Here is a 20,745-nt window from a genome sequence, read left to right on the forward strand (position 1 = left end):
AACAGTGAAAGCCGCACCTTAGCCCTTCCAAAGCGGGAGGTCTGCCCCATCTAGTAGAATCAGCGTCCGATTTACGGCTCGCGCTGCGGGACTGGCCCGCGAAGCAGCCTTACCAGATGGAGCGTGCATGGCCTGGAATACACCCGGCAAGGGCGGAGATGGCCCCAACGACAACCGACGTGCGCCCTGGCGGCCGCGTGGTGGCAATGGCGGCGGCAACTGGGGCGGTTTCCCCGGTCCGCTGAAGGACATGTTCAATGGCGGCGCGCTGCGCTGGGTGGCGATTGCCGTGGCCCTGCTGGTGGTGTTCAGCAGCTTCCAGCTGATCGGCGAACAGCAGCGGGGCGTGGTCCTGCGCTTCGGCCAGTTCTCGCGCATCCTGCAGCCGGGCCCGAACTTCAAGCTGCCGTGGCCGATCGAGTCGGTGACCAAGGTCAACGCGACCCAGATCAAGACCTTCTCCAGCCAGGTGCCGGTACTGACCCGCGACGAGAACATCGTCAACGTCTCGCTCAACGTGCAGTACCGCGTCGACGACCCGCGCCTGTACCTGTTCGGCTCGGTCGATGCCGACCAGGTGCTGGAGCAGGCCGCGCAGAGCGCGGTGCGCGAGCAGGTCGGCCGCGCCGATCTCAACACCGTGCTCAACAACCGTGGCCCGCTGGCCGCAGCCGCCGAGGAGCGCCTGCAGGCCTCGCTCTCCGCCTACCGCACCGGCCTGTCGGTGACCGGCGTGACCCTGCCCGACGCACGTCCGCCGGAAGAAGTGAAGCCGGCCTTTGACGAGGTCAACGGCGCCCAGCAGGTCAAGGAACGCCTGATCAACGAAGCCCAGGCCTACGCGGCCAAGGTCGTGCCCGAAGCCCGCGGCCAGGCCTCGCGCGCCCGCACCACCGCCGAGGGTTACAAGCAGGCCATGGTTGCCCGCGCCCAGGGTGACGCGCAGCGCTTCAGCCTGCTGCAGGCCGAGTACAGGAACGCTCCGGAAGTCACCCGCAAGCGCCTGTGGCTGGAAACCGTGCAGGCCGTGCTGGCCGAGAACCGCAAGGTCATCGGTGGCGACGGCCGCCAGCTGATCTACGTGCCGATGCCGGCCGATGCCGGCCGCACCAGCGCCAACCCGATGATCACCCCGGAGGTGCTGGCTCCGGCCGCCACCACCCAGGCCGCCGATCCCATCCGCAATCCCGACCGCAATGTTTCGCGCTCGGCCGGTCGTGAGGAGGCCCGCTGATGAAGAATTCCCTTTGGATTGGCCTGATCGTCGCCGCGCTGCTGGGCCTGCTCGGCTCGGTGTACGTGGTCCGCGAGGACCAGACCGCGATGGTGCTCAACCTCGGCCGCGTGGTGCGTGCCGACATCCAGCCCGGCCTGCACTTCAAGGTGCCGGTGGTGGAATCGGCGCGGGTGTTCGACCGCCGCTTCCAGGTGCTGGACACCGCCCCGGCGCGTTACTTCACCGCCGAGCAGAAGGACGTGAGCGTGGACTTCTTCGCCATCGGCTACATCGCCGACGTGCGTTCGTACTTCCGCGCCACCGGCGGTGACAACCGGGTGGCCAATGCCCGCCTGGCGCCGATCATCACCGACTCGCTGCGCAACCAGATCAACTCGCGCACCCTGCAGCAGCTGGTTTCCGGCGACCGCAGCGAGCTGATCGCCGGCCAGCTGGACACCATCAACGAGGCCGTCAAGCCGCTGGGCATGCAGATCATCGACTTGCGCATCAAGCAGATCGACCTGCCGACCGACAGCCAGGTGATCACCGACGTCTACGAGCGCATGCGCGCCCAGCGCAAGCAGGAGGCCGCCAAGCTGCGCGCCGAGGGCGAGGAGCAGGCGCTGACCATACGTGCCCAGGCAGACCGCGAGAGCACCGTGATCGTGGCCGAGGCCGAGCGCGATGCGCAGCAGTTGCGAGGCGAGGGCGATGCCCAGGCCGCGGCGATCTACGGCAAGGCCGGTTCGGCCGACCCGTCGTTCTACGCGTTCTACCGCTCGCTGGAGGCCTACCGGAACTCGATGAGCGACGGCAACGGCGTGATCGTGCTCGACAAGAACGACCCGTTCCTGCAGTACCTCAAGAACGACCGCTGAGCCCCGCGCCCGGCACGCAGCACCCACGGGGATCCGGCGCAGGCCGGGTCCCCGTTTCATTTGATGCATCCCGCTTGCAGATCGCGCGGGACGAGGAGGAAGACCATGCAGGACCTGTTGGCCGCACTATCGCTGGTGGCGGTGCTGGAAGGGCTGATGCTGTTCGCCGCCCCCGATGCCTGGCGGCGCACTGTGATCCAGCTGCTGGCGGCCCCGCCGGTGGTGCTGCGCCGCCTCGGCGCGCTGGTGATGGGCGCCGGCCTGGTGGCGTTGTGGTGGGTGCGCCACTGATCCCGAACCACTCACCGGGCTGAATGCGTCGGGGGTGGTGGGGGGCGGACAAAACCCGGATAATCCGCAAAAGCCGGCCGGGCACGCTCCACGCGGAGCACCCCGTCCGGCTTTTTCCGTGTATGGCTTCCGCGCTGCCCGACGTGCCCCGATGGCACCTCACCCCGGCCCCGCCTGCGCCATGCCCGGTCCCGTCCGTGGCCCCGATGGCCACACACAATGAGGAGCCACCCGTTATGGGTCAGTCAGTTGTTGTTCTTGGTGCCCAGTGGGGCGATGAAGGCAAGGGCAAGATCGTCGATCTGCTCACCGAGGAAATCGGCGCCGTCGTGCGCTTCCAGGGTGGCCACAACGCCGGCCACACCCTGGTCATCAACGGCAAGAAGACCGTCCTGCACCTGATTCCGTCCGGCATCCTGCGCGATGACGCGCTGTGCCTGATCGGCAACGGCGTGGTGATCTCCCCGGCCGCGCTGAAGAAGGAAATCGAGGAACTCGAGTCCGCCGGCGTGGAAGTGCGCTCGCGCCTGAAGATCTCCCCGGCCGCGCCGCTGATCATGCCGTACCACATCGCCCTGGACCAGGCGCGCGAGAAGGCCGCCGGCGGCAAGGCGATCGGCACCACCGGCCGCGGCATCGGCCCGGCCTATGAAGACAAGGTGGCGCGTCGCGGCATCCGCATCGCCGACCTGCACTATCCCGAGCAGCTGGCCGAGAAGCTCAAGGCCGCGCTGGATTACCACAACTTCGTGCTGACCCAGTACCTGGACGTGGACCCGGTCGACTTCGAGACCACCTACCAGGAGGCGCTGGCCTTCGGTGAGTACGTCGAACCGATGAAGTCCGACGTGGCCGGCATCTGCCACGACCTGCGCAAGCAGGGCAAGCGCGTGCTGTTCGAAGGCGCGCAGGGCGCGCTGCTGGACATCGACCACGGCACCTATCCGTACGTCACCAGCTCCAACACCACCGTCGGTGGCGCGCTGGCCGGTACCGGCGTCGGCGCGCAGGACATCGACTATGTGCTGGGCATTGCCAAGGCCTACGCGACCCGTGTTGGCGGCGGCCCGTTCCCGACCGAGCTGGACGACGAGATCGGCCAGGGCATCCGTGACCGCGGCGCCGAGTACGGCGCCTCGACCGGTCGTCCGCGTCGTTGCGGCTGGATGGACATCGTCGCGCTCAAGCGCGCCGTGGCCATCAACGGCATCACCGGCCTGTGCATCACCAAGCTCGACGTGCTCGACGGCATGGAGAAGCTCAAGGTCTGCATTGCCTACGAATACCGCGGCAAGCGCACCGAGTACGCCCCGCTGGATGCCCAGGGCTGGGAAGAAATCACCCCGGTCTACCTGGAGTTCCCGGGCTGGAGCGAGAACACCCACGGCATCACCAACTGGGACGACCTGCCGCCGGCGGCCCGGGCCTACCTGCGCGCGCTGGAAGAACTGGCCGGCTGCCCGGTGAGCATCGTCTCCACCGGTCCGGATCGCGACCACACCATGATCCTGCAGGATCCGTGGGGCTGATCCCCGGGCCTGCCGCTCATCGGATGTAAGCAAGAAGCCCCGCGAAAAGCGGGGCTTCTTGCTTACATGCCCATGATCCGCAGCCTCGCTGCCCACGGGTTGCGGTGCTTCCAACAGCCGCGAACGCTTGATTCCGTGCCAGCACGATCATGCGGTTCATGGCCTGTCTGAATGCGTCGGAATTGGACGTACGGTGTCGAATTGGGCACACCAGTTTTATGCGCTAGCTCACATTTTTATAGGGCATGGCGCACACATGCGCACGTTAGAATCTTCACGGGATTCAGGGGGAATACCGTGGGGTTGTTGCACCGGTCCGGGCGCATCCATGTCGTATTGTCGAGCGCGCTGGCGGCACTTTTTTGTGCCGCCCTGCCGCTGCATGCGCTTTCCCCTGATCGCGCCATCCCGCACTTCAGCTACGTCTGGTACGAGAACCAGTTGCCGCAGGGCACGGTGCTGTCGATTGCACAGCAGGCCGATGGCGCCATCTGGGCGGCCACCTATGGTGGCCTGGTACGGCACAGCGGCGAGGGCTTCCAGACGCTGAGCCCGCGCGAGGTGCCGGAACTGAAGAGTTCGGCGATCACCTCGCTGGCTGATGACGGCAAGGGCGGACTGTGGGTGGGCTCGCTCAACGGCGGGCTGTACCGTTACCACGATCGCAAGCTGGAGCCAGTGGCACTGCCGGCCGGCATCGAGAGCGTCCTTGGCATCGTCACCGACACCGACGGCGCGCTGTGGCTGACCACCAACGCCGGCGTGATGCGGATCGTCGATGGCAAGCCGCATTTGTTCAGCGATGCCGATGGTTTCCCGCCGCGCGGCTTCTACCGCGCCATGGTGGCCGACGCCGAGGGCGGGGTATGGATCGCCTACGACGGCGTGGGCGTGGTGCACTGGAGTGGCGGCCGGACGCGCCTGTACAACGAGGGCGACGGCCTGCCTTCCAACGCGGTCTACAGCCTGGCCGTCGATGCCGCCGGCACGCCGTGGGCGGGCACGCAGTCCGGCCCGGCGTACTTCGCTGCCGGGCGCTTCCACCGCAATCCGCGTGCCGCCGCACTCAATGACGCGCGCATCTATTCGATCTACGGCGACCGTTCCGGCGCGGTGTGGTTCGCGCCGCTGGACATCGGCCTGTGCCGCCTGGCCAACGGTGAGTTCAGCTGCGACAACTCGCTGCCGGGCCTGCGGGGCGAAACCGTGCGTTCGTTCTTCGAGGACCACGAAGGCAACCTGTGGATCGGCACCACCTCGTCCGGACTGCAGCGCCTGAGCCAGACCAAGCTGGTCACCATCGTCGGCGATGGCGTGTCCAACGCCGTGCGCGCGGTGCACCAGCAGCCGGGTGGCCCGCTGTGGATCGGTACCGACGGTGGCGGCCTGCTGACCTATCGCGGCCCGCACCTGGAAACCGCGCACCGCTACAACCAGCAGTTGCCCAGCCAGCTGATCCGCACGGTCCAGTCCGACGCGCAGGGCCGGCTGTGGGTGGGCGGCACCGAGGGCGTGACCCGCTTCGAGCGCGATGGTCGCGCACGCAACTTCGGCCTGGCCGATGGCCTGCCCGGCACCATCGTGTTTGCCTTCGCCCCGGCGCGCGAAGGTGGTATGTGGACCGGCACCCTGCAGGGCGTGGCCCGCATCGATGGCGAGCGCGTGCACGTGATCGAGGGCACCCGCGGCGACGACACGCGTGCCATCCACGAGGAAGCCGACGGGCGCGTGTGGCTGGGCCTGCGCAGCGGCGTGCGCTGCTTCCACAAGGGCGTGCTCGATACCTGCGGCACCGACGGCCTGGCCGGCGCGAGCGTGTTCGCCTTCCATCCCGATGCCAATGGCGACATGTGGCTGGGCACCAGCATCGGCATCCTGCGCCTGCGCGGCGGCAAGGTCACCCGCTACCAGGCCAATGCCGGGTTCCACGGCGATGCGGTGTTCGCGCTGCTCGATGACGACCTGGGGAATCTCTGGTTCAGCTCCAACCGCGGCATTGGCCGCATCGCCCGCGCCGACCTGGACGCGCTCGATGCAGGCACGGTCAAACAGGTCGCGCCGCATTGGTACGGCACCGCCGACGGCATGCTCAACGCGCAAGGCAACGGCGCCTCGCAATCGCCGGCCGGGCGCTCGGAGGATGGCCAGCTGTGGTTCGGTACGGCCAAGGGCGTGGTGGTGGTCGACCCGCGCCGGATGAAGGGCAATCCATTGCCGCCGCCGGTGGCGATCGAGCGGCTGTTCGTCGATGGCAGCGAAGTGGACCCCGGCAGCGCGACGCAGCTCGGGCCGGGCGTGGAGCGGCTGGAATTCCACTTTGCCGCCATGAGCTACGTGGCACCGGCGGCCGTGCGCTACCGCTACCAGCTGGAAGGTTTCGACCGCGAGTGGCGCGAAGCCGGCAACGACCGTCGTGCCTTCTACACCAACCTGCCGCCGGGCGATTACACCTTCCGGGTCAAGGCCAGCAACAACGACGGCGTGTGGAACGAGGAGGGTGACCAGCTCGCCCTCACCCTGCGCCCGCACTGGCACCAGACCTGGTGGGTGCGCAGCCTGGCCGTGCTGGCCATGCTGGCGCTGGCCGTCGCCATCGTCCGCATGCGGCTGCGCTCGGCGCATCGTCGCGAGATCCAGCTGACCATGGAAGTCGCGCGTCGGACAGAGGCGCTGCGCGAGGCCAACGAGCGGCTTGAGCGCATCGCCGCGCAGGACGCGCTGACCGGCATCGCCAACCGCCGCGAGTTCAACCACCGCCTGCTGGAAGCCTGGCAGCGCCAGGCCGACCAGGACGAGGCACTCGCTGTGCTGCTGGTGGACGTGGACGAGTTCAAGGCCTACAACGACGCCCACGGACACCTTGCCGGTGACGCCGCGCTGACGCGGGTGGCATCGATCATTGCCGAGCGCGTCGGTGACGGCGAACGCCTGGCCGCGCGCTACGGTGGCGAGGAATTCGCCGCACTGCTGCCGGGCGTGGACCGCGACAGCGCCATGGCCCTGGCCAACGAACTGGTCACCCTCGTCCACGCCGCCGCGATGCCGCACAGCGCCTCGCAGGTCGCACCCGTCATCACCATCAGCGTGGGCGTGGCCTGCGCGCGCCCGGCCCGGGCTGAAACGCCCGAGGCCCTGCTGCACGCCGCCGACGAGGCGCTGTACGCGGCCAAGGATGCCGGCCGCAACCGCGCCATGGCCGCGCCCGCGCCATCGCCCACGAGCGGCGAGGAACCGGCCGAGACCGCGCTGGAAAGCTGAACCGTTTTTCGCTCAGCTTCCGGTGCAACACCGGAGCGTAGGATTCGCCGGCCTGCCGTATTTGACCTGCCTTGATCGCGGCTGCCCGCGACCTACGGCACGGCGCTTGCCTGCGAGGCAGCAACCCCTCCCGCCGCCTCATCGCGGCCCTGCAGTACGCGGCCTTGCAGGCTGCGCCGACATCCTTATGTACGATCAATCCAATCCCGACGCTCCGGTCGATGCCTTCCATGCCGTCGGCCACGCGCCGTGCACCCCGGAACGACGCAGGAACAGCCCGCAGATCCCGGATCCGCACGAAGGGCTCAACCCGGCGATGCTGATGACGCTCGAAGCGCTGGAGATCTTCCACTGGCGCCTGGCCTTCGTGCGCCGCCCGCTGTTCCGTGATCCGATTCCCGTGCTGTTTGATCGCGACGACCGCCGTTACGTCGTCATCCAGCCCGACGGCACGCTGGACGAAAGCGGCACGCTCAAGCTGCGCGCCTGAGCCATCCGCGTGGCCGCGTGCAGCGGAAATAATGAAGCGTTCAGATCCGCCGCTTTACCCGGCGCGCGTGGCCGGTAGGATGCAGGCCGCTGCTTTTGCAGCCCGCACCGGATGTGCCGGGCGCTCCATGGAACAGGGCAGGAGAGAGAGGAGCGCGCGCGTGCCGCGCCGTCCTCACATTTCCTTGCAGCGTCTCGCGACAAGGTGGCGCCTCCGCCGCGGGCCCGGCCCGCATTCCGCCCCCGGTTCCTGGAGCCCGCTGCCTTGATGACGGACTCGAATCTCCCGCGCGCCGTTCCCGAAACAGATCCGGCCGACACCGCCCCGCGCATGCCCGAACGCCGCAAGGGCACCCGCGCCTATGACGACCAGACCCGGCTGGCCGGTCTCACCCCGGAACAGCAGGACACCGTCCACACCATGGAAACCTTCCACTGGCGCCTGGAGTTCGTCCGTCGCCCGTTGTTCCGGTTCCCGATCCCGGTGATGTTCAACCAGGCCGGCGACCGCTTCGTCGTCATCCGCGATGACGGCACGATTGATGAAGAGCCGGACCTGAAACTGCGGGACTGAAAACCTGCGGCAGTTGCTGTCGGGCAAAGGCCTCCGATGGAGGCCTTCTTCAAATCCGGACCGGATTCAATTCCGGGCAGCGCGGCCTCTCATTCCTTCCGCTCGTCGGCATCGATGACGCCTTCTGCCGAAGCAGTGCTTTCGGTGGCCTCCACCGGCTCGGCAGTCAGCACCGGCGTGCGGTTCGTCCACAGCGCCATGTACGGGAACACCTCGTCGCGCCGCACCCACAGGTGATGCAGGGCGGCGGCCGCGTGCAGCAGCACCGTTGCCAGCAGGGCGTAGGCCAGCCATGCGTGCAGTTCGCGCAGCAGCCCATAGCGGCTGGCCGTCGCATCGTCCCGCGCCCGATCCGCGATGGCGACACCGTGCGCGTGATTCCCGCCGGCCCCGACTTCGACGACCTGCTGGCCCTGGCCTTCACCCAGATCCTGGAGAACGCCCACGGCAACACCGTGGTCCTGCTGCGGCTGCTGCGCGCCATCGAGGAAATCCGCGCCGGCACCTCCCATCCCGTGCGCCTGCGCCTGCTGGACGCCAAGCGCGACGGCATCGCCGAAGTCGCCCGCCGCACTGCCTCAAGCAGCGAGGCCCGCAGGGCAATCGAAGCGCAGCTGGCCGGCAAGCCTGTGGTTGCGGATATGGCGGGGGCTTGAGGGCACGGGAGGCCGCAACGCGTTTCGCTCCATTTGGACGCCGCCCGCAGAAGACGGGCTCTGATCCTGCATTTCTACGCAGCAAAGGGAGCCCGAGCCGTTAGCTCCCAATGGTCGCCCGGCTGTGATGGAGCGCCTTGGACTCACTATCATTGGGACTTGCGCCGGCGGCTTGCAGGCGCTTCATGACGTAGGCATCCCATTGAACCAACAGGCACTTTCCTCCTTCATCTGGTCCGTCGCGGACCTGCTCCGCGGCGATTACAAGCAATCCGAGTACGGCAAGGTCATCCTGCCGTTCACCGTGCTGCGCCGGCTGGACTGCGTGCTGGCGCCTACCAAGGCCAAGGTGCTGTCCGAACACAAGAAGAGGACCGAGGCCGGAGTCAACCCGGACCCGTTCCTGAAGCGCATCGTCGGCAGTGCTGGCTTCTACAACACCAGTCCGCTGGACCTGCCCACCCTGATCGGCGACCAGGACCATATCCGCGAGAACCTGTACCAGTACGTGCAGGGCTTCTCGCCCGAGGCGCGCGACATTTTCGAGCGCTTCGAGTTCCACACCCAGGTCGAGCGCCTTGCCAAGGCCAACCTGCTCTACCTGGTCACCGAGAAGTTTGCCGGCATCGACCTGCACCCTGACCGGGTGGACAACGCGCAGATGGGGCACGTATTCGAGGAACTGATCCGCCGGTTCTCGGAACTGTCCAACGAAACCGCCGGTGAGCACTTCACGCCCCGTGAGGTGATCAAGCTGATGGTCAACCTCATCTTCATCGAGGACAGCGATGTGCTCACCCCGGGAAATGCCGTGGTGCGCACCGTGTACGACCCGACCGCAGGCACGGGCGGGATGCTCTCGGTGGCCGCCGAGCACCTGCTGGCACACAACCCGTCCGCGCGCCTCACCCTGTACGGACAGGAGCTCAATCCCGAGTCCTACGCGATCTGCAAGGCCGACATGCTGATCCGCGGCCAGGACGTGGCCAACATCGCCTTCGGCAACACATTGAGCGAGGACGGCTTTCCGACCCGCAAGTTCGACTACATGCTCTCCAATCCCCCGTTCGGCGTGGAGTGGAAGAAGGTCGAGAAGGCGATCCGTGCCGAGCATGAACAGCAGGGTTTCGCTGGGCGATTCGGACCGGGCCTGCCGCGCGTGTCCGACGGCTCGATGCTGTTCCTGCTGCACCTGGTGTCGAAAATGGCGCCGGTGGTGGACGGGCAGGGCGGCAGCCGCTTCGGCATCGTGCTCAACGGCTCGCCGCTGTTCACCGGCGGCGCGGGCAGTGGCGAGAGCGAGATTCGCCGCTACCTGCTGGAGAACGACCTGGTGGAGGCCATCATCGGCCTGCCGACCGACATGTTCTACAACACCGGCATCGCCACCTATGTCTGGATCGTCTCCAACAAGAAGGACGACGACCGCCGCGGCCATGTGCAGCTGGTCGATGCCAGCGGCTTCTGGCGCAAGATGCGCAAGAGCCTGGGCTCCAAGCGCAAGGAGATGGGCGAGGAGCACATCGCCACCGTCACCCGCCTGTTCGGCGAGTTCACCGAGGCCGAGCTTGTCAGCGCGCTGGATGCCAAGGGCCAGCCCGTGGGCGAGCCGGTGCTGGTCACCGCCACCGGTGCCGAATCGCCGCCGGCAGTGCCCGAAGGCGGTCGCCTCAAGCGCGTGCCGATCAGCCGCGTGTTCGCCAACGAGGAGTTCGGCTACACCACCATCACCGTCGAGCGCCCGCTGCGCGACGAGGCGGGCAACATCATGCTCGGCCAGAAGGGCAAGCAGAAGGGCAAGCCGCAGCCGGACAGCGCCCTGCGGGACACCGAGAACGTGCCGCTGGGGCAGGACATCCAGGCCTGGTTCGAGCGTGAGGTGCGGCCGCATGCGCCGGATGCCTGGATCGACGAGGCGAAAACCAAGGTGGGCTACGAGATCCCGTTCAACCGGCACTTCTACGTGTTCGAGCCACCGCGCCCGCTGGAAGTGATCGATGCGGAGCTGAAGGAGGTTGCCGCCAACATCATGCGGATGCTGGGGGAGATGGCGGAATGAGTCTGCCGAGGTATCCGGAGTACAAGGACAGCAGGGTGGAGTGGCTGGGAGAGGTGCCGGCCCACTGGAACGTAGCGCCACTGAAGCGCTTTCTCGACATCGAGAATGGTGCTGATTACAAACCCGTTGAGGCGGACGACGGGTATCCGGTCCTTGGCTCGGGTGGACGCTTCGCGTTCGCGACCAACTACATCTACGACGGTGAGTCCGTGCTTCTTGGCCGAAAAGGCACGATTGATAAGCCTTTGTATGTAACCGGGAGATTTTGGACCGTCGATACGATGTACTGGTCCCGGATTCGTTCAACCGCTTGTGGCCGGTACTGCTACTACGCGGCGACTACCATTCCATTCGGTCTTTACTCGACCAATACTGCACTGCCGAGCATGACAAAAGGTGCGCTCGACGCTCACCCGATGGCATGCCCGCCTCTTGGCGAGCAGCATGCCATCTCGAGATTCCTCGACCGCGAAACCGCCAAAATCGACGCATTGATCGCCGAGCAGGAGAAGCTTCTGGCGCTGCTGGCCGAGAAACGCCAAGCCACCATCTCCCACGCCGTCACCCGCGGCCTGGACCCCAACGTCCCGATGAAGGACTCCGGCATCGCCTGGCTGGGCGAGGTGCCGGCCCATTGGGAGGTTCTGCCCGTCAAACGTGTTGGGCAACTAAAGGCAGGAGCCGGGTTTCCCCACGAAGAGCAAGGGCTGGAGGATGAGGAGCTCCCATTCTTCAAAGTTGCTGCTCTGAGCGGCGCGGACGAGAGTGACTTCTTGTTGCCAAGAGGGGATTCGATTTCTAGGGCGACCGCTTCACGACTTGGCGCAGCAATTTTTCCAGCGAATACCATCGTTTTTGCCAAGGTTGGCGCTGCTTTGTTGTTGGGTCGGATAAGAAAGTTGTCCGGTGAGGCATGCATCGACAATAACCTGATGGCACTGGTCGTTTCCGAGGGTCACAACAGCGATTTCATAAGATCGGCATTGGAATTAGTAAAGTTTGATCTCCTTGCGAACCCCGGCGCAGTGCCATCCCTCAATGCAAGTCAAGTAGGTTCGTGGTTCGTTCCGTGCCCCCCTTGCGCGGAACAGGTGAGGATTGCACGGTTTCTGGCGGAGCAGAAAGCTAGATTCGCGCTGTTGGAAGGTCAGTGTGCGCAGTCCATTGGTCTCTTGATCGAGCGTAGATCTGCTGTAATCTCGGCCGCCGTCACTGGTCAGATCGACGTGCGCGGACTGGTTGAAGCGGGCGCCAGCTGATGCGTGCCGAAGACTTCATCCTCAACGGATGTCTGCCCGATATCGAGTACCGCACCAACACGCCGGAGGAGATCGTGTGTCCGCGCGTCACCCGGCGCGATGGCGTGCTCGTGGTCTACCTGCACAACGAGCGCGCCGCCGCCCATAAGGGGTTCGTCCCCGTCGCCGAGTTCCTGCGCCGGCTGGCAAGGCGTGAGCCGAACCTGGCCTGCACCGGTTACCGCGCCAATGGAAGACAGACCACGATCTCCTTCAACAAGGACGACCGGGTGACGCTGTCGCCCCGGCTGCAAGCGTGGTTGTCGACGCTGGCAGCGCCACGCGAAGGCAAGAGCGCAGCTGTGGTCGGCTTCCTCGCCAATCTCATGCCGCTATACGCCCACGAGGATCGTGACGGCGTCTGGTGTGCGCGCTCGCTGCAGGACGGCACCCTCATCCTGCCGGTAGACGAATCGGACGGGGACGAGGCGCGGGGAACGGTGCGCGTCCACTGGCAGGGTGATGCCGCGCGGCAGTCCCAGGTGGATGGCGACCAGATCGCCACCCTGGCGCTGGAGCGGTACGTGCGCCTGCATGGCACCGGGGCTTCAGAAGAAGCGATCGCTGCCGAGCTGTGGTTCATGGCCCGGCACTTCCACCACAAAACCGGTTGTCACGTGTACCTGCCAGAGCTGCCCGAACCCCCTGATGCGACAACCCGGCTTCGTCGCAAGGCCGCCGAGATCGGACAGGGGATTCTGACCAATCTGTTGACGCCGTGACCGACCCCTGGCTGCGTCATGTCCCCGCCGTGTTCCGGGCCTTGGCCGACCCGGAACTCCGCATGGGTGTGCCGCGGCCCGTCAATGCGGCTCTGGAAGACGCCTGCGCGTACTGGGGCGCGTTGCACTACCTGCTGCGCAACGTGCTCGGCTGGGCAGACGTGGGCCGTGGCCTGGCCTGGTGGTACGCGGCTGGTCAACCGGTGGCCGGTTCGCCCGTGCTCGCGCTCGTGCGCGAGGTCTGGGGCGACGGTGACCTGATCGACTACTACGCGGCATGGACGTGGGTCCCGGCCGGAGTTGGCTACCTGCACACCCAGGCGCAGGACCCCTTCAACGGTCCCTCACCGACCTGGCTGGCGCAGCACTCGCGCTGGCCGGACGAGGACTGGTGGCGGGCCTTCGTCCGTCGTGGCCAGGTGCACCACCACGATCCGTTCTATGGCGGCAGCGATCCCCTGCATCTGGCCGCACATGCAGGCCCGTGTCTGGACACACCATCGGCTGATCCGCTGGTGCAGGTTTATGCGGCGCAGCGCAGGGTGGTGCTGGTCACGGGCGGGCTGGCACATTGGCTGGCCGACCTGGAGCGGCTGCACGGGCAGCTTCCGCCACTTGGGGACCGCTCCTGGAGGATCGAGGTGTTCGATCGCACCGTCGGCTGGTTGGGGGAGTATCGCCGCAGCCGGATTACCCACCGCTGGTTCACCGGCAAGCACACCATCCATATGCAGGGGAATGGACAGTCATGACGCACACGTTGACGGCCAAGGAACAACCACTGGCCAAGATTTTCAGCGACGAGTACATGTTCTCGATTCCGGCCTACCAGCGGCCGTACTCGTGGGGCGTGGACCAGGCGCAGGAACTGCTCGACGACCTGCTGGGCTACATGCGCACCGGCGGTTCCAAGCTGGAGGATATTCCGCCGTACTTCCTCGGCAGCCTGGTGCTGATCAAGGAAGAGAGCTCGCCCCGGGCCCAGGTGGTGGACGGCCAGCAGCGGCTGACCACGCTGACCCTGCTGCTGGCCTGCATCCGGGCCGTTGTGTCGGACGACAACGTGCGCAGGGGCATCACGCGGCGCATCTACGACCAGGGCGACATCGTCTCGGCCACCGAAAACCACTACCGGCTGACCCTGCGCGAGCGCGACAGGCAGTTCTTCCGCGAGCGCGTGCAGCACGAAGGCGGCATCGAACAGCTCGTCGATGACAACGGCGCGTTACCGGACAGCCAGCAGCGGCTGCGTGACAATGCGCGGCACTTCATGGCGGTACTGCGCGATCTGGAGCCTGCCGCGCTGGTGCGGCTGGTCCAGTTCATCGTCACGCGCTGCTACCTGGTGGCTGTCGCGACACCGGACCTGGATTCGGCGTACCGGATCTTCGGTGTGATGAACAGCCGTGGCCTGGATCTGACTGCCACCGACATCCTCAAGGCGGAGATCATCGGTGCGCTGCAGGACATGGCGCGAAAGACGTACACCGACAAATGGGAAGCATTGGAGTCAGACCTGGGACGCGATGGTTTCGGCGAACTGTTCAGCCACATCCGCATGGTGTACCGCAAGGCCAAGCCGAAAGGGACCTTGCTCAAGGAGTTTCGCGACCACGTGGCGCCAGCGGACCCGGCCGCGTTCATCGACAAGGTGCTGGAGCCGATGGCCCAGGCATATCGCGAGATCAGCGATGCTGACCACGCCAGTACGCGTCATGCCGAGGCGATCAACGATGCGCTGCGCTGGCTCAACCGGTTGGAGTTCAAGGACTGGATGCCTCCCGCGCTTGCGCACTTCACTCGCCACAAGGGAGATCCGGACGCGCTGCTTGCGTTCGTGACCGGCCTGGAGCGGCTGGCGTACTCGATGCTGGTGCGCAAGGCGGGCGTCAATGAGCGCATCGAGCGGTTCTCGCGGCTGACGGCGGCGGTCGAAGCCGGTGACGATCTGGCGCAGCCCGGGTCTGCACTGCAGCTCTCGCCGCTGGAGCAGCACGAGATGTACACGATGCTGGATGGGCCGTTGTACCGGACGCATTCTGCACGTGCGCTGGGCGTGATCCTGCTGCGTCTGGACGCCTTGGCCTCCGATGGCAGCAAGACCATGCAGCACGACCAGGTCACGGTGGAGCACGTGCTGCCGCAGACGCCGCGCCCGGACAGCACCTGGGTGAAGTGGATGCCCAGCGAGCAGGAACGCCAGGGTTGGGTGCACCGGTTGGGCAATCTGGCGCTGCTCAACCGCAAGAAGAACAGCAGTGCCAGCAACTATGAATTCGACCGCAAGAAGCAGGCCTATTTCAGCAAAGGGGGAGCATGTGCGTTTCCGCTGACCACCCAGGTGCTGCAACAGGCCGAGTGGAACGGGTCTGTGCTGCAGGCGCGACAGGCATCGCTGCTCAAACTTGCCGAGGATCACTGGCAGCTGGTCACGCGTGCTGCGGCTGCGAAATCTCCGGCGGCGACGACCGCGTCGGAAGCGGAGTCGCCTGTATTCGTACTCGGCGGCCTGAATCACCAGATCCAGGCGACGGGCAGGCAAGTGGATGGCCAGTTTGTGGTGCTTGCCGGGTCGCGCGCACGGGCGGACTGGGTGGGCGTCGACGGCGGTTACAAGTTCTTGCACCAGGATCTGGTCGACAACGGCACGCTGGCACCGCCAGTGGGTGAAGCGCGGGAGTTCCTGCGCGACACCTGGTTCAGCAGCCCGAGTGCCGCCGCGGCGGTGGTATGGGGTCGATCGGCGAACGGGCGCATGAGCTGGCGCGTGCAGGACACAGGCCAGACTTTCGCCGAGTGGGAGGAGGGCGTGCCTGCCGGCGAATCTGATGAGGACGAGGGTGAGGATGATGCCAGAGAGGACTTGTACCGCCGCTTCTGGGACCAGTTCCTGGCCAAGGCCAATGCACGTGGCGCGTTGTTCCAGCGGCGTACCCGCAGCGCGAACCCCTGGCTCGGGGTCGGACTGGGGCGCAACGGGTTCCGTCTGAATGTGTCCATGACCCGTGGCGAGGCGCGGGTGACCTGCCTGATCCATCACGAAGATGGCGGTACGGCCCTGTTCGAGGCACTGCACGCCCATCGTGCCGAGATAGAGGAGGCGTTCGGCATGCCGCTGGACTGGGCCGGCTTGGCCGAACAGAAGCGTTCCCGAATCCGTTCCACCACCGAGGGAGGCTGGCTGGTGCCCGAGTCGGAGTGGCCTGAACTCCAGGATCGGCTGGTCGACCTGGCGTATCGGATGGACGCGGCTCTGCGCTCCCGGATCAACGGGCTATGAGGCTGACTTGCATGCTGGTTGCCCATAAGGCAACAATCGTTGCCATATGAGCAACACATCAGCCTTGATGAACCTTCTTTTCGGCCAGACCCGCCAGGCGGTTCTGGCCGTCCTGCTGCTGCAGCCGGAGGCCAGCTTCCACCTTCGTGAGCTGGCCAGGCTCACCGGCAGCCACGCGGGCACGCTGGGGCGTGAGTTGGAGAAGCTGGTCGGCGCCGGGCTGCTGGTCCGGTGCGAGCAGGGTAACCAGGTGCGCTACCAGGCCAACCGGGCGTGCCTGCTGTACGACGAGCTGGCAGCGATGTTCCGCAAGACCCATGGCGCCGTGCCGGTGCTGCGCGAGGTGCTTGCGCCGCTGGCCTCCGCGATCGAGGCGGCCTGGATATTCGGATCCGTGGCCCGGGGTACGGAAGTGTCCGGCAGCGATGTGGACCTGCTGGTGCTTGGGGACGTGGGGTTTGCCGACATCGTGCGCGCCATCCACCCGGCGCAGGTCGAACTGGGTCGGGAGATCAATCCTGTGGTGTACTCGGGCCAGGAGTTCCGGCGGAGGCTGGCCGCAGGCGATGCATTTGCCAAGGAGCTGCTGGACGGGCCGAAGTTGATGGTGATAGGGGACAGGGATGACATTGGAGAACCTGCTGGCGATCCGCCAGCTGCAGACGCACGCGGCTGAGCCGGCTGCGATTCGGAAGCTGCTGGAAGCGGCACGCCGCAACCTGGCCGATGCGCGGGTGGAGAGCATCAGTGCGGACAACCGCTTCGACGCGGCCTACAAGTGCGCGATGCAATGCGCGATGCTCGGGCTGTGGGCGCGGGGCTACCGTACCTCCACCAGCCAGCCGGGCCACCACCAGACCGCGATCCAGTGCCTGGGGCACACGATGGGCGTTGCGTCCGAAGACATCATCGTGCTCGATGCCTTGCGCAGGAAGCGCAACCTGAGCGACTACGAAGGTGACCCGGTCTCCGAGGCCACGCTGGCCGAAGCGCTATCGCAAGCCGCTCGGCTGCTGGCGCACACCGAAGCGTGGCTGCGCGCCAACCAGCCCGACACGATGGGGGATGCATGAACCTGCACCAGGAACACCACTTCGAGCGCGAGATCTGCGAGCACCTGGCCAGCAGTGGCTGGCTCTACGCCGAAGGCGACGCGGCGCATTACGACCGGCAGCACGCCCTGTACCCGCCGGATCTGGTCGCCTGGCTGCAGGCTACCCAGCCGGACAGCTGGCAGGCCCTGGCAAAGGCGCACGGCCCACAGGCCCAGACCGTGCTGGTGCAGCGCATCCGCAAGAACCTGGACGAACGCGGCACCCTGGAGGTGCTGCGTCGCGGGGTGGAGATGGTGGGGCTCAAGCGTCCGCTGTCACTGGTGCAGTTCCGCCCAGCCCTCTCGCTGAACCCGGTGACCGAGCAGCTCTACGCAGCCAACCGGCTGCGCGTGGTGCGCCAGGTCAAGCACTCGCCCAACAGGCCCAATGACTGTGTCGACCTGGTGTTGTTCGTCAACGGCATCGCCGTGGCCACGGCGGAGCTGAAATCCGACTTCACCCAGTCTGTCGGGGATGCGGTCGACCAGTACCGGTTCGATCGTGACCTGCATCCCAAGGGCGGCTTGGCGGAGCCGCTGCTGGCCTTCCCCGGAGGGGCGCTGGTGCATTTCGCCGTAAGCCAGTCCGAAGTGATGATGACGACCCGGCTTGCGGGCGCTGGGACGACCTTCCTGCCGTTCAATCGCGGCAATGCCGGCGGTGCAGGCAATCCGCCGGATCCCGAGGGCGCGGCCACCCGTTACCTGTGGGAGGAGGTTTGGGGCCGGGACAGCTGGCTGGAAATCCTGGGGCGCTACCTGATCGGAAAGCGCGACAGCAAGAAGCAGCTGAAGACGATCATCTTCCCGCGTTACCACCAGTTGGATGCGACCCGGAAGCTGGTGGCCGATGTGCGCGCCAGTGTCCCGGGACAGCGCTATCTGATCCAGCACTCGGCCGGTTCTGGAAAAACCAACTCGATCGCCTGGTCGGCACACTTCCTCGCCGACCTGCATGATGCCGCCAATGCGAAGATGTTCGACAGCGTCCTGGTGGTGTCCGATCGCACGGTGCTGGACTCGCAATTGCAGGAAGCGATCTTCGACTTCGAGCGCACAACCGGGGTTGTGGCTTCCATTACAAGCGAGCAAGGTAGCAAGAGCGCCCAGCTGGGTGAGGCGCTCAAGGCTGGCAAGAAGATCATCGTCTGCACCATCCAGACTTTCCCGTTTGCGCTCAAGGCCGTACAGGAGCTGGCAGCTACCGAGGGGAAGAGGTTTGCGGTCATTGCCGACGAGGCGCACAGCTCGCAGACCGGGCAGGCGGCAGCGAAGCTCAAGGAGCTGCTGAGCGCGAAGGAATGGGAAGAACTGCAGGACGGCGGCGAGGTCGACACCGAAACGCTGCTTGCTGCACAGATGGAGGCACGCAGTGCCCAGTCCGGTCTGACTTACGTTGCCTTCACCGCCACCCCCAAGGCCAAGACGCTCGAACTGTTCGGACGCCCCGGGCCCGACGGCCTGCCGCAGCCGTTCCATGTGTACTCGATGCGCCAGGCCATCGAGGAAGGTTTCATTCTCGATGTCCTGAGGAACTACACGCCCTACAGCCTGGCTTTCCGGCTGGCCCACAACGGCAAGGAATTCGACAACGCCGAGGTGGAGCGCAGCACGGCCATGAAGGGGATCATGCAGTGGGTTCGCCTGCACCCCTACAACATTGCCGCCAAGGTGCAGGTGGTGGTGGAACATTACCGCGAGAACGTGCAGCCGCTTCTGGAGGGCCGGGCCAAGGCCATGGTGGTGGTGGCCTCGCGCCGCGAGGCAGTGCGATGGCAGAAGGCCATACGCACCTATATCGCGAGCCAGGGATATCCGCTGGACGTGCTGGTCGCTTTTTCGGGAGAGGTCGACGACCCCGAAAGTTTCCCAGAGCCGGTCGCCGAAGGTAGTGCGCTGCTCAACCCCGGCCTGAAGGGACGTGATATCCGCGAGGCATTCACGCTGCCGGAGTATCAACTGCTGCTGGTCGCCAACAAGTTCCAGACCGGGTTTGACCAGCCGTTGCTGTGCGGCATGTACGTGGACAAGAAGCTGGGTGGCATCCAGGCGGTGCAGACCCTGTCGCGGCTCAACCGGGCCCATCCTGGCAAGGACACCACCTACATCCTCGACTTCCAGAACGACACCGACGAGATCCTGCAGGCATTCCGCACCTACTACGAGACTGCCGAACTGGAGGCGACCACCGACCCCAATATGGTCCTGGACCTGCGGGCCAAGCTTGACGCGGCTGGCCACTACGACCAGTACGAGGTCGAGCGGGTGGCGAAGGTGGAGCTGGACCCGGATGCAAAGCAGTCACAACTGGTGGCTGCGATCCAGCCGGTGGCCGACCGGTTGCTCAAGCGCTACCAATCCGCCGCCCATGCCTTGGCCACGGCCGAGGCGGCAGGCGATGGCCAGGCAGCCGGCGAAGCGAAGGACACGCTGGACGCCCTGCTGTTGTTCAAGGGCGACATGGGTGCGTTCAACCGGATCTACGCGTTCTTGTCGCAGATGTTCGATTACGGCAACACCGACATCGAAAAACGCTTCCTGTTCTACCGCCGGCTGCTGCCCCTGCTGGAGTTCGGGCGCGAGCGCGACACCGTGGATCTGTCCAAAGTGGTGCTCACTCACCACACGCTGCGCAGTCGGGGGGCGCAGGCACTCAGTCTGCCCGGTGCCGAGGCGTACCCATTGTCACCAATGGATGGCGTGGGCAGCGGTGGCGTGCGGGAAAAGGAGCAGGCGTACCTCTCCGAGATCATCGAGCGAGTCAACGGGCTGTTCGAGGGACAGATCACGGACGAGGACCAGCTGCAGTACGTAAACGGGGCCATCAAGGGCAAGCTGTTGCAGAACGCGACCCTTGTGCGGCAAGCAGCCGACAATTCCAAGGAGCAATTTGGCAATTCTCCGGACCTGACCCGCGCGTTGGTGGACGCCATTATCGATGCCTTCGAGGCCCATGCCACGATGAGCCAGCAGGCGCTGGATTCCCCACGTGTCCAGCAGGGCCTGAAAGACATCCTCCTGGGGCCGGGGCAGCTGTACGAAACGCTGCGTGCGAGGGGAACTTCCGGCCAGGTCGCTGCCTCGGCCCGCTGATTCGCCGGTTTCGCCCTGGGCCGATAACTTGCGCAGCGCTTGAATGAACCTGGCCCTATTTCCCTGCTGGGCAGCGACCTGATGAGCGCCTCGCTGGAGGGCTATGCGGTGCTGAAGGTGTCCGGCAAGGGCGCCGGGCTGGATGGCCTGCGGCAGATGCTGTCGGCGCTTTTTGCGCGCAAGCGCCGCACCGAACCGGTCGCCCCGTTGAAGGAAGCCGAGCCGGCCTGAGTGCCGCGTCTGCTTGAACAAAGGCCGCCCCCGGGCGGCCTTTCCTTTTCTGCTTCAGCGCGGTGGCTCCGGGCG

At 66.0% G+C, this 20,745-nt stretch carries 17 protein-coding genes and 1 pseudogene; 17 read left to right on the forward strand and 1 reads right to left on the reverse strand.

Annotation, left to right across the window (positions count from 1 at the left end):
* The first annotated feature begins 127 nt into the window (after positions 1–127).
* The 7 genes from hflK (at position 128) to LG380_RS00930 (ending at position 8,238) form a co-directional block, all read left to right on the forward strand.
* On the forward strand, positions 128–1,234 hold the full coding sequence (gene hflK / locus LG380_RS00900) for an FtsH protease activity modulator HflK (RefSeq protein WP_225763169.1): 1,107 nt from the start codon (positions 128–130) through the stop codon (positions 1,232–1,234).
* Positions 1,234–2,097, forward strand: coding sequence for a protease modulator HflC (gene hflC, locus LG380_RS00905; RefSeq protein ID WP_225763170.1), 864 nt, complete (start codon positions 1,234–1,236; stop codon positions 2,095–2,097). Before hflK ends, hflC begins: the two co-directional genes overlap by 1 nt.
* A gap of 105 nt (positions 2,098–2,202) precedes the next feature.
* A complete protein-coding gene (locus tag LG380_RS00910; RefSeq protein WP_225763171.1) occupies positions 2,203–2,388 on the forward strand; it encodes a DUF2065 domain-containing protein in 186 nt (61 codons plus the stop codon).
* 236 nt (positions 2,389–2,624) lie between these two features.
* Positions 2,625–3,917, forward strand: coding sequence for an adenylosuccinate synthase (locus LG380_RS00915; protein ID WP_225763172.1), 1,293 nt, complete (start codon positions 2,625–2,627; stop codon positions 3,915–3,917).
* 336 nt (positions 3,918–4,253) lie between these two features.
* Positions 4,254–7,175, forward strand: coding sequence for a diguanylate cyclase (locus tag LG380_RS00920; RefSeq protein WP_225763173.1), 2,922 nt, complete (start codon positions 4,254–4,256; stop codon positions 7,173–7,175).
* 187 nt (positions 7,176–7,362) lie between these two features.
* A complete protein-coding gene (locus LG380_RS00925; RefSeq protein ID WP_225763174.1) occupies positions 7,363–7,665 on the forward strand; it encodes a hypothetical protein in 303 nt (100 codons plus the stop codon).
* Positions 7,666–7,932: 267 nt separating this feature from the next.
* The gene (locus LG380_RS00930) at positions 7,933–8,238 is read left to right on the forward strand and encodes a hypothetical protein (protein WP_225763175.1); all 306 of its coding nucleotides are present in this window, start codon (positions 7,933–7,935) and stop codon (positions 8,236–8,238) included.
* Between the two features lie 89 nt (positions 8,239–8,327).
* On the opposite strand, the pseudogene LG380_RS00935 reads toward LG380_RS00930, so the two are convergent.
* A pseudogene (locus LG380_RS00935) lies at positions 8,328–8,549 on the reverse strand (cytochrome b); the annotation flags it as partial.
* On the opposite strand from LG380_RS00935, the gene LG380_RS00940 reads away from it, so the two are divergent.
* The 10 genes from LG380_RS00940 to LG380_RS00985 all read left to right on the forward strand — a co-directional run bounded on the left by LG380_RS00940 (position 8,493) and on the right by LG380_RS00985 (position 20,670).
* On the forward strand, positions 8,493–8,894 hold the full coding sequence (locus LG380_RS00940; protein WP_225766678.1) for a DUF2254 domain-containing protein: 402 nt from the start codon (positions 8,493–8,495) through the stop codon (positions 8,892–8,894). The pseudogene LG380_RS00935 and the gene LG380_RS00940 overlap by 57 nt on opposite strands.
* A gap of 202 nt (positions 8,895–9,096) precedes the next feature.
* Positions 9,097–10,953: a class I SAM-dependent DNA methyltransferase gene (locus LG380_RS00945; RefSeq protein WP_225763176.1), complete on the forward strand. Its 1,857-nt coding sequence runs from the start codon at positions 9,097–9,099 to the stop codon at positions 10,951–10,953.
* Positions 10,950–12,212: a restriction endonuclease subunit S gene (locus LG380_RS00950; RefSeq protein ID WP_225763177.1), complete on the forward strand. Its 1,263-nt coding sequence runs from the start codon at positions 10,950–10,952 to the stop codon at positions 12,210–12,212. Before LG380_RS00945 ends, LG380_RS00950 begins: the two co-directional genes overlap by 4 nt.
* Entirely contained in the window at positions 12,212–12,973 is a 762-nt protein-coding gene (locus tag LG380_RS00955; protein WP_225763178.1) for a hypothetical protein, read from the forward strand. Before LG380_RS00950 ends, LG380_RS00955 begins: the two co-directional genes overlap by 1 nt.
* A complete protein-coding gene (locus LG380_RS00960; protein WP_225763179.1) occupies positions 12,970–13,725 on the forward strand; it encodes a hypothetical protein in 756 nt (251 codons plus the stop codon). The genes LG380_RS00955 and LG380_RS00960 overlap by 4 nt, the downstream gene beginning before the upstream one ends.
* On the forward strand, positions 13,722–16,253 hold the full coding sequence (locus tag LG380_RS00965) for a DUF4268 domain-containing protein (protein WP_225763180.1): 2,532 nt from the start codon (positions 13,722–13,724) through the stop codon (positions 16,251–16,253). The genes LG380_RS00960 and LG380_RS00965 overlap by 4 nt, the downstream gene beginning before the upstream one ends.
* A gap of 67 nt (positions 16,254–16,320) precedes the next feature.
* A complete protein-coding gene (locus LG380_RS00970; protein WP_225763181.1) occupies positions 16,321–16,929 on the forward strand; it encodes a nucleotidyltransferase domain-containing protein in 609 nt (202 codons plus the stop codon).
* Positions 16,877–17,326, forward strand: coding sequence for a DNA-binding protein (locus LG380_RS00975; protein ID WP_225763182.1), 450 nt, complete (start codon positions 16,877–16,879; stop codon positions 17,324–17,326). The genes LG380_RS00970 and LG380_RS00975 overlap by 53 nt, the downstream gene beginning before the upstream one ends.
* A gap of 206 nt (positions 17,327–17,532) precedes the next feature.
* The gene (locus LG380_RS00980) at positions 17,533–20,439 is read left to right on the forward strand and encodes a DEAD/DEAH box helicase family protein (RefSeq protein WP_225763183.1); all 2,907 of its coding nucleotides are present in this window, start codon (positions 17,533–17,535) and stop codon (positions 20,437–20,439) included.
* A 39-nt stretch (positions 20,440–20,478) separates the two neighbouring features.
* Positions 20,479–20,670 carry a hypothetical protein gene (locus LG380_RS00985; RefSeq protein ID WP_225763184.1) on the forward strand — a complete coding sequence of 64 codons (192 nt, stop codon included), beginning with the start codon at positions 20,479–20,481 and terminating at the stop codon, positions 20,668–20,670.
* The last annotated feature ends 75 nt before the right edge of the window (positions 20,671–20,745 follow it).

Origin of the sequence: Stenotrophomonas sp. Marseille-Q4652 (assembly GCF_916618915.1) — a bacterium.
Taxonomy (GTDB): Bacteria; Pseudomonadota; Gammaproteobacteria; order Xanthomonadales; family Xanthomonadaceae; genus Stenotrophomonas.

What these genes read in the sequence shown, in the direction of transcription:
- hflK (WP_225763169.1), top strand. Translation starts at nt 128, where the DNA reads ATGGCCTGGAATACACCCGGCAAGGGCGGAGATGGCCCCAACGACAAC.
- hflC (WP_225763170.1), top strand. Translation starts at nt 1,234, where the DNA reads ATGAAGAATTCCCTTTGGATTGGCCTGATCGTCGCCGCGCTGCTGGGC.
- LG380_RS00910 (WP_225763171.1), top strand. Translation starts at nt 2,203, where the DNA reads ATGCAGGACCTGTTGGCCGCACTATCGCTGGTGGCGGTGCTGGAAGGG.
- LG380_RS00915 (WP_225763172.1), top strand. Translation starts at nt 2,625, where the DNA reads ATGGGTCAGTCAGTTGTTGTTCTTGGTGCCCAGTGGGGCGATGAAGGC.
- LG380_RS00925 (WP_225763174.1), top strand. Translation starts at nt 7,363, where the DNA reads ATGTACGATCAATCCAATCCCGACGCTCCGGTCGATGCCTTCCATGCC.
- LG380_RS00930 (WP_225763175.1), top strand. Translation starts at nt 7,933, where the DNA reads ATGACGGACTCGAATCTCCCGCGCGCCGTTCCCGAAACAGATCCGGCC.
- LG380_RS00950 (WP_225763177.1), top strand. Translation starts at nt 10,950, where the DNA reads ATGAGTCTGCCGAGGTATCCGGAGTACAAGGACAGCAGGGTGGAGTGG.
- LG380_RS00955 (WP_225763178.1), top strand. Translation starts at nt 12,212, where the DNA reads ATGCGTGCCGAAGACTTCATCCTCAACGGATGTCTGCCCGATATCGAG.
- LG380_RS00965 (WP_225763180.1), top strand. Translation starts at nt 13,722, where the DNA reads ATGACGCACACGTTGACGGCCAAGGAACAACCACTGGCCAAGATTTTC.
- LG380_RS00970 (WP_225763181.1), top strand. Translation starts at nt 16,321, where the DNA reads ATGAACCTTCTTTTCGGCCAGACCCGCCAGGCGGTTCTGGCCGTCCTG.
- LG380_RS00975 (WP_225763182.1), top strand. Translation starts at nt 16,877, where the DNA reads ATGACATTGGAGAACCTGCTGGCGATCCGCCAGCTGCAGACGCACGCG.